Source organism: Bradyrhizobium sp. PRIMUS42 (assembly GCF_023006515.1).
GTDB lineage: Bacteria > Pseudomonadota > Alphaproteobacteria > Rhizobiales > Xanthobacteraceae > Bradyrhizobium.
Window position 1 is genome coordinate 1 of sequence record NZ_JALBGZ010001036.1, and the last position, 1,631, is coordinate 1,631.

Annotated in this window: 2 protein-coding genes and 1 pseudogene; 1 reads left to right on the plus strand and 2 read right to left on the minus strand. The window is 64.9% G+C overall.

Annotation, left to right across the window (positions count from 1 at the left end):
- On the minus strand, positions 1–234 hold a 234-nt coding region (locus tag MOV75_RS37205), incomplete at its 3' end, for a LysR family transcriptional regulator (protein WP_247007887.1).
- A 113-nt stretch (positions 235–347) separates the two neighbouring features.
- Between MOV75_RS37205 and MOV75_RS37210 the strand changes: the two genes are divergently transcribed.
- A complete protein-coding gene (locus tag MOV75_RS37210; RefSeq protein WP_246922455.1) occupies positions 348–1,355 on the plus strand; it encodes an aldo/keto reductase in 1,008 nt (335 codons plus the stop codon).
- A gap of 9 nt (positions 1,356–1,364) precedes the next feature.
- On the opposite strand, the pseudogene MOV75_RS37215 reads toward MOV75_RS37210, so the two are convergent.
- Positions 1,365–1,631: pseudogene (locus MOV75_RS37215) on the minus strand (hypothetical protein); the annotation flags it as partial.

Sequence of the window (1,631 nt, forward strand, 5' to 3'; positions counted from 1 at the left end):
GACATCGCGCAGCGCCGGCGCCACCCGCGACAGCAACAGTTCGCCCGCCTCGGTCAGGGCGACGCTGCGGGTGGTGCGGTTCATCAACCGGACGCCGAGGCGCTCCTCCAGGTCTCGCAGCCGCTGGCTAAGGCTCGACACGGACACACGAATTTCGCCCGCCGCACGCCGGAAATTGCGGGTGCGGGCGACCGCCACGAAGACATCGAGATCGCGCAAATCGGGCTCCGGCATTGTCCTCTAATGTGAACAAGCTATTCCGGATTGTCCAGCTTATCGGCGCAATCGAGCAAGCGCAATCTGGCCTCGTCACGCGGCGCAGCAGCCGCCTTTCGAGGAGAGCCATCATGGAACAGCGTAAACTCGGTTCAACCGGTCCCACCGTCTCGGCCCTCGGCCTCGGCTGCATGGGTATGTCGGATCTCTATGGCCCCGCCGATCGCGGCGAGGCCATCGCCACGGTGCAGGCGGCGATCGATGCCGGCATCACCTTGTTGGATACCGGCGACTTCTACGCCATGGGCCACAACGAGATGCTGGTGCGCGATGCCGTGAAGGACGTCGCACGCGACAAGGTGCAGATCAGCGTGAAGTTCGGCGCGCTGCGGGGTCCCGCCGGCGAGTTCGCCGGCATGGACACGAGGCCAGCCGCGACCAAAAACTTCCTCGCCTATTCACTGCAACGCCTAGGCACCGATTATATCGACATCTATCGCCCCGCGCGGCTCGACCCCAGCATTCCCATCGAGGAGACCATCGGCTGCCTCGCGGATCTCGTGAAGGCCGGCTACATCAGGCATATCGGCCTGTCAGAGGTCGGCTCCGACACTATCCGCCGCGCGCACGCCGTGCATCCGATCGCTGATCTCCAGATCGAATATTCGCTGATCGAGCGTGGCATCGAACGCGATATCCTCAAGACCTGCCGCGAGCTCGGCATCGGCATCACGGCTTATGGCGTCTTGGCGCGCGGCCTGATCAGCGGCCACTGGACCAGGGACAGCGGCAAAGCCGGCAGAGACTATCGGCTGATGACGCCGCGTTTCCAGGGCGCGAACCTTGATGCCAATCTCGCGCTCGTCGAATCGCTTCGCGCGGTTGCGAACGACGTCGGAGCAACGCCGGCGCAGGTCGCGATCGCCTGGGTGGCGGCGCAGGGTAAGGAAATCGTGCCGCTGGTCGGCGCGAGAACTCGCAACCGTCTCAACGAGGCGCTCGGCGCGACCCGGTTCACGCTGACACAGGCCCATCTCGCTGCGCTGGCAAAAGCGTTCCCGCCGGATGTCGCATCCGGAACGCGCTACGCCGCCGAGCAGATGGCGCATCTCGACAGCGAGAACCCGGCCACGGCGTAACCGCGGCAATCAGGTGCGATGGGCGTTGAGGTCGGTGACCACAGGCCCGTCGCCGTTGAGCGGGTTGGCCGGATCGCGCCCGTAGCGCAGCGTTTCGAAGCGCATTGCGCGCGCATCGATCATCAGGAGGCGGCCGATCAGGCCGTCGCCGAAACCGACGATCTCGCGGATTGCCGCCAGCACGCCCGTTGTGGTGAAGGTGGCGAAGAAGGCGAAGGAAAAGCCGGAGAAGAAGGCAAAGAAAGCCAAAGCCAAGAAGGCGAAGTAGCCGCAGCT

What these genes read in the sequence shown, in the direction of transcription:
- MOV75_RS37210 (WP_246922455.1), top strand. Translation starts at nt 348, where the DNA reads ATGGAACAGCGTAAACTCGGTTCAACCGGTCCCACCGTCTCGGCCCTC.